The organism is Verrucomicrobiia bacterium, assembly GCA_035495615.1.
GTDB lineage: Bacteria > Omnitrophota > Omnitrophia > Omnitrophales > Aquincolibacteriaceae > DATJFP01.
In genome coordinates, this window is sequence record DATJFP010000045.1 from 1 (window position 1) to 6,437 (window position 6,437).

The 6,437-nt window shown below is 59.7% G+C and carries 9 protein-coding genes; all 9 read left to right on the forward strand.

All coding sequences use genetic code 11. From position 1 onward, the window contains the following. Positions 1-438, forward strand: a 438-nt coding sequence (locus VL688_06140) for an NlpC/P60 family protein (protein HTL47628.1), incomplete at its 5' end; no start/stop codon positions are given. A 97-nt stretch (positions 439-535) separates the two neighbouring features. After that, positions 536-1,450: a COX15/CtaA family protein gene (locus VL688_06145; GenBank protein HTL47629.1), complete on the forward strand. Its 915-nt coding sequence runs from the start codon at positions 536-538 to the stop codon at positions 1,448-1,450. Further along, positions 1,450-2,355: a heme o synthase gene (cyoE, locus tag VL688_06150; GenBank protein HTL47630.1), complete on the forward strand. Its 906-nt coding sequence runs from the start codon at positions 1,450-1,452 to the stop codon at positions 2,353-2,355. Before VL688_06145 ends, cyoE begins: the two co-directional genes overlap by 1 nt. Next, complete coding sequence (locus VL688_06155; GenBank protein HTL47631.1) at positions 2,352-3,347, forward strand: ABC transporter ATP-binding protein; 996 nt, start codon at positions 2,352-2,354, stop codon at positions 3,345-3,347. Before cyoE ends, VL688_06155 begins: the two co-directional genes overlap by 4 nt. Next, entirely contained in the window at positions 3,334-4,140 is an 807-nt protein-coding gene (locus VL688_06160; protein ID HTL47632.1) for an ABC transporter permease, read from the forward strand. The genes VL688_06155 and VL688_06160 overlap by 14 nt, the downstream gene beginning before the upstream one ends. Further along, on the forward strand, positions 4,137-4,778 hold the full coding sequence (locus VL688_06165; GenBank protein ID HTL47633.1) for an SCO family protein: 642 nt from the start codon (positions 4,137-4,139) through the stop codon (positions 4,776-4,778). The genes VL688_06160 and VL688_06165 overlap by 4 nt, the downstream gene beginning before the upstream one ends. A gap of 2 nt (positions 4,779-4,780) precedes the next feature. Beyond that, positions 4,781-5,194: a DUF420 domain-containing protein gene (locus VL688_06170; GenBank protein ID HTL47634.1), complete on the forward strand. Its 414-nt coding sequence runs from the start codon at positions 4,781-4,783 to the stop codon at positions 5,192-5,194. 10 nt (positions 5,195-5,204) lie between these two features. Continuing rightward, positions 5,205-5,987, forward strand: a complete 783-nt coding sequence (locus VL688_06175) for a hypothetical protein (GenBank protein HTL47635.1) — start codon at positions 5,205-5,207, stop codon at positions 5,985-5,987. Beyond that, a complete protein-coding gene (locus VL688_06180) occupies positions 5,984-6,427 on the forward strand; it encodes a pyridoxamine 5'-phosphate oxidase family protein (GenBank protein ID HTL47636.1) in 444 nt (147 codons plus the stop codon). The genes VL688_06175 and VL688_06180 overlap by 4 nt, the downstream gene beginning before the upstream one ends. The last annotated feature ends 10 nt before the right edge of the window (positions 6,428-6,437 follow it).

Consider the following 6,437-nt stretch of genomic DNA (forward strand, 5'->3'; position numbering starts at 1 on the left):
CGCCAGGCTTTCAAGCTGCTGGGTGCGCGCTACGGATGGGGCGGGCAGTACAACGGCCGGGACTGCTCGGGCTTCACGCACGACGTGTTTCTCAGTTTGGGCGCGGAAATCCCGCGCGATTCCAAGTATCAGTCCATCATCGGAACGCAGATCAGTGCATTCACGCCTTACAAAGACGCGCAGGCCAAGATCCAGGCCCTCCGCTCCTCGGCCCCCGGCATGACGCTGATCAAAATGCCCGCGCACATGATGCTTTACCTCGGTGAAGTGAACGGCAACTTCTATGTCATCCACTCGACCTGGGCCGAGCGCTACGACATGAAGTCGGATGCCAAGAATCGCATCAACCAGGTCGTGGTTTCCGACCTTACTCTAAATGGAAAGTCTTACCTGGGCTCGCTTTTCGACCGTATCGTCGGCATTAACGAGATGAATTAAGTCCTTTCCGAGCCCCTTTTATTGCGGCCCGAAAAAGAGTAGAATACCCCCTCGTCCCTGATCCAGGGTCCCTTCTCTAAGCCAAAAAGAACGGTCCATGCGCGAAGCTGAATCTCGACATTATCCTTTGACGCTTTTTCTCGCGGCCTGCGTTTTCTTTCTCCTCCTGGCCGGCGGTCTCGTCACAAGCCATGAAGCGGGCCTCGCGGTCCCGGATTGGCCGCTGTCTTACGGAAGGTTCATGCCGCCCATGGTCGGCAATATTTTCTGGGAGCACGGCCATCGCATGATTGCCGGATTCGTAGCGCTTCTCACGCTGACGACCGCGGTCACGGTTCAGCTCCGCGAAGAACGGCCCTGGCTGCGCAAGCTTGCCTGGATCGCGTTCGGCATGGTGATCCTGCAGGCGGTCCTCGGAGGCATCACGGTCCTGCTCCTTTTGCCGCCTGCAGTTTCAATCTCGCATGCCTGCCTGGGACAGACTTTTTTCTGCGCCGTAACCCTTCTCGCTTATTATTCGAGCCCTTTTGCTTCGGACCGCAAAGAGGAACGCACGCCCGAGTCGCGGCGCCTCAGCCGCCTCGCCCTCATGACGTTCGGCTTTCTCTACCTGCAGCTTATCCTGGGCGCCACGGTGCGCCATACCGGGCACGCCGCCCCTTTCCACATCGCGAATGCTTTTCTTGTGGTCGTCCACGTGGCCCTCTTGCTCGTGCGTGTCATGCGTTTTCACGCGGACCGCAAAGACCTTGCGGGGCCGGCTGTCGCCATGGGTGTCCTTACCGCCGTGCAGTTTTTCTTAGGCATGGGCTCTTTCATTTTCAAATTCATGCTCGAAAAAAATTACGCGCCTTCGGCGGCGCAGGTGGCTTTCACCTCCGCGCATCAGATCACGGGCGCTTTAATCCTCGGATTGTGCGCCCTTGTCTGCGCCGCGGCCTTTCCGGTGCCGGGCGCGAGAGCCCGCGGGGAGCGGCAGGAAGCCGGTTCTTTAAACAAGGTGATGTCCTGATGACCTTCGCGGTTAAAAAATCAGATCCGGGCTCCGGCGCGAAATCCGTCCTGCTCTCGCGCTTCGCGGATTTTTTCGAGCTGACCAAGCCGCGGCTCGTGGCGCTGGTCCTCCTCAGCACGGCGGTGGGCTTTTTCCTGGCCTCGTCCGGGCCGTTCCCGGTGCTGCCCTTTTTTCATTTGATCGCGGGCACCGGTTTCGTGGCCGCGGGCTCGCTTGCGCTGAACCAGTGGATGGAGCGGGATTATGACGCGATCATGGCGCGCACGGCCGGACGCCCGATCCCTTCGCGGCGCGTGAAGCCCCTGCATGCGCTCGTGACCGGAAGTCTCCTCGCCGCCACGGGGCTGATTTATCTCGCGCTGACGTCGCATCCGCTCAGCGTTTTCCTGGCCGCGGTCACGCTTTTCAGCTACCTGTTTTTTTACACGCCGCTCAAGCGGGTCACTTCTTTGAATACGGTGGCGGGCGCCTTTCCGGGCGCGGTTCCGCCGCTCATCGGCTGGGCCGGTGCGTCGGGAGAATTGCCATTCGAGGCCTGGGTGCTTTTTTCGATCATGTTCCTGTGGCAGCTTCCGCACTTTCTGGCGATCGCGTGGTTTTATCGCGAGGAATACCGCAAGGCGGGTTTTGTCATGCTTTCGGTTGAAGACCCGGACGGCCAGCGCGTTGCCAAACAGGCAGTGCTTTATTCGGCCATGCTTTTGCCCGTCAGCCTTTTGCCCACGCTTTGCGGCATGACCGGGATTTTTTATTTTGTCGCGGCATTTCTCCTGGGAGGCGTATTCCTGGGCATCAGCATCGCGAGCCTGCAGAATCTCGGAGCCAAGGCGCGCCTTCTTTTCGCAACCTCGATTTTTTATCTGTCTCTTTTACTTCTCATGATGGTCATCGACAAAGCATGAAACTGACGCAGGAAAACCCGGAAGCGGGAAAAACTCACATGGAACAGAGCGCGGTCAGCGTGCGGGACCTCCGGCATGCTTACCGCTCGCGCGAGGCCTTGAAAGGCGTAAGCTTCGAGGTCCGTAAAGGCGAGATCTTCGGCATGCTCGGCCCGAACGGCTCGGGCAAGACCACGCTTTTCAGGATTTTGTCCACGCTGTTCCCGCCCTCGTCCGGCGATGCCGTGGTGCTGGGCCATTCGCTGGCCAAAGATTACGCCGCGGTCCGGCAGAAGATCGGCGTCGTGTTCCAGGCACCGAGCCTCGACGCTAAGCTCACGGTGCGGGAAAACCTCGTGCATCAGGCGCTACTCTACGGTTTTTGCGGCGCGGAGCTCAAGCGGCGCTGCGACAAGATGCTCGACCAGGTCGGCCTTCGCGACCGTGCCTCAGAAGCTGTTTTCCGGCTCTCGGGCGGCATGAAGCGCCGCGTGGAATTGGCCAAGGGCCTTTTGCATGACCCGGAAATCGTTTTGCTGGACGAGCCTTCGACGGGCCTTGATCCGGGCGCGCGCATTGATTTGTGGCAGTATCTCCGCCGGCTTCGCGACGCGGGCGTCACGGTGCTGGTCACGACGCATCTCATGGAAGAGGCCGAACATTGCGACCGCATTGCCATCCTGAACCTCGGGCAGATCATCCGGCTCGGCACGCCGCAGGCCTTGCGGCAGGAAATCGGCGGCGACGTGCTCGTCGTGCGCGGGCCTGACCTTGCCGCGCTTGCGGACCAGATCCGCGCGCGCTTTTCCGTGACGTGCCGCGTCATGGACCAGGAGCTTTTGATCGAACACGAACAGGGTGCGCGTTTTGTCACGTCGCTGGTCGAGGCGTTTCCCGGCCGGCTGGAATCGGTCACGTTCCGTAAGCCTACGCTCGAAGACGTTTTCGTGCACAGCACCGGGCACCGCTTCTGGAACGAAGTGCCCGAAAAGGAAACCCATGGGAAAAAATAACGAGATCCTTGCCGTGTTATCGCTTTGGTGGCGCGAGATGAAGCGCTTTTACCGCCAGCCCAGCCGCGTGGTGGGCGCGCTGGCGTCCCCGCTGCTTTTTTGGGTGCTCATCGGCTCGGGCATCGGCACGTCGTTCCGGGCTTCCAGCGCCACGGGCGCGCGCGCCGCGCAGAATTACCTGGAATATTTTTTCCCGGGTACTATTCTCATGATCCTTCTTTTCACCGCCATTTTTTCCACGATCTCGCTCATCGAAGACCGGCGTGAAGGCTTCATGCAGTCGGTGCTCGTGGCGCCCGTTTCCCGCGGCAGCATGGTGCTGGGAAAAATCCTGGGCGGGACAAGCCTTGCCGTGGCGCAGGGCGTGCTTTTTCTTTTGATCGCGCCTTTCATCGGCGTGCGCCTCAGCCTCGGCGGCTGGCTCGAAGTTTTTCCCGTTCTTGTTCTCACCGCCTTTTCTATGACGGGCCTGGGCTTCATCATTGCCTGGCGCATGCAGTCGATCCAAGGCTTCCATGCGATCATGAATCTTTTCCTCATGCCGCTCTGGCTGCTGTCCGGCGCGCTTTTTCCCGCGGATGGCGCACCCGTGTGGCTGCAATTTGTCATGAAGCTTAATCCGCTGACTTACGGCATGGCCGCGCTGCGCTATTCTCTTTACCAAGGGGCGCCCGGCCTTGGATCGCTCCCGTCTTATGGCGTTTCTGTGGCGATCACCGCGGGTTTCGGCGTGCTTCTTTACGCGGCGGCCACGCTCGCGGCTTCCAAGCGTACCGCGGAAAGTCTGCCGTGAGGCCGTCTCCTTTCGTGATGCGGCGTTTCATGGCCGCGGTTTTTCTTTTGCCGCTGGCCGTAATCTCGACCTTCCTTCTGACCCGCGGCTGGATGCAAAAGACCGCGGACAGCGTGTTCAAGGCCCTTCCCGTTTACCAGGAAATCACGGATTTCACGCTGACCGACCAGCAGGGCAATTCTTTCGGCAGGGAAGCGCTTCTCGGGAAAGTCTGGATCGCGGATTTTATTTTCACGCGCTGCGCGGGTCCGTGCCCGGTCATGACCAATCAGATGAAGCGGCTGCAGGACGGGCTTCGGCATCCGGATCTCGCCCTGGTTTCTTTTACCGTGGATCCGGAGCGTGACTCGCCAGAAGTGCTGGCCAATTACGCGGGCCGCTTCGCGGCCGGTCCGTCCTGGCATTTTCTCACCGGCGACAAAAAAACCCTGCATGACCTTTCCATGCGCCATTTTTATCTGGGCGTCGCGGACGTTCCGCCGGAAGAACGCGAGGCGCCGGATCAATCGGTCACGCACAGCACCAAATTCGCCTTGGTCGACCGCGCGGCGCGGGTGCGCGGCTATTACGACGGCATGGACCCGCAATCCTTCAAGAATCTCCTGCGCGACGCGCGCCAGCTTTTGAAAAACGGCTGACTATGGACCTTTCCAAGTTCCCCCCGCTGAACGCCTCGCTGAATGCCACGAGCGGGCTTCTGCTTTTGCTTGGCTATGCGTTTATCCGTCAGAGGGCCATGAAAGCGCATGCCATGTGCATGGTGGCCGCGTGCTGCACTACGATCCTGTTTCTCGGCTGTTATATTTATTATCACGCGCATCATGGTTCCGAACCCTACAAAGGCACGGGCCCGATGCGCACGGTTTATTTCGGCATCCTGATTTCGCATACAATCCTCGCGATCACGATCCTCCCGCTGGTCATTCGCTCTCTCTATCTCGGGCTGACCGGAAATTTCGTCAAGCACAGCCGCGTCGCCCGCGTCACGTTTCCGCTCTGGCTTTACGTTTCCGTGACCGGCGTCATCATCTACTGGATGCTTTACCGACTTTAACGGAGGCAGCATGCGCCAAGCGCCGCAAAAAGATCCGTTTCAATTCGGATTCTGGCTAGGATGGATCCTGTGGTTCGCGGGCTCGCTTGCCGCAGCCGGCGGGCTGTGGACCTGGTTCCTGACGCGTTTTTTCGGCCAGGTGCGCGGGGAAGAGCTGACGATGACCTGGGCGGCCGCGGTTTTCGGTTCCTGGTTTCTGCTCGTCGTTCCTTTCATGCGCAAAAAAGAACGGATCTGGAAGCGCCTGAATCAGGATCAGGAAAAGGCCGTGGATGCGTGGCTGGGCGCCATGTCGCTGCTCATCGCCTTCCTCATCGCAAGCTGCATCTTTTGGTCGTGGAGACGTTCGGCCGCGATCTCGGCCCAGGGCTTGGATGTCACGTGGCTCAAAGCCGTGCTCGGCACGTGGATGCTGGCGGTGATGCCTCTTCTTGTCTTCATGTACCGCAAGGCCGACCTCATCCTGAAAGAAGCCGTGGCGCGGCAGACGCACACCGGCCCGAAATTCCGCACGGGCTTTGTGGAAAAAAGCAGGAGGCTTCTTGCTCCCGCCGTGAAAAGCCGGCTCAAAGATATCCCGCAGACTCTTCCGCAGGGCCACATCGTGACCGCCGTTCTTTCGGACGGAAGAAAAATCCCCCACGTTTTTGTCTTGAATGCCTCGGAGATCCTGGGAATCTACGACCGCGAGGCCATGGACTTCGAAGCCGGCGAAATCGTGGGCGTCGAGCCCGTGGAAGATCTTCCGCCTTACGAAGAAGCCCGGTGGCTCCGGCTGGACGGCCGCGCATGAATGCTCCCGAAGAAGCGCTTTCGATTTTGTGCGCGGAACACGAAGCCAGCCTGGGCACGGTCGAAGACGGGAAGCCTTATGTCTCGGCTGTGGGTTACGTTTACCGCCCGGCTCCCGAGGGGGGATTAGGACGTCTTTATCTTCTGCTCAGCGATTTGGCCCGGCATTCCAAAAACCTCGCGCGCTCGTCGCAGGCAAGCCTGCTCATCCTCGAGAAAAAGGAGGGTGTGCCCGTGCATGAGACGCGGCGCATGAGCCTGCAAGGCAAGGTTGCCCGTGTGGCAGACGCCGCGTTTTTCGCCTCCCTCAAAAAAGAATACCTCCAGCTTTTTCCCCGCTCGGAAATGTTCTTCCAGCTTCCGGATTTCCGGTTCTATGAGATGACGCCGGAAGAAATCCACTGGATCGGCGGTTTCGGGAAAGCGGGAACGTTCCGGTGAGGCAAGTCCT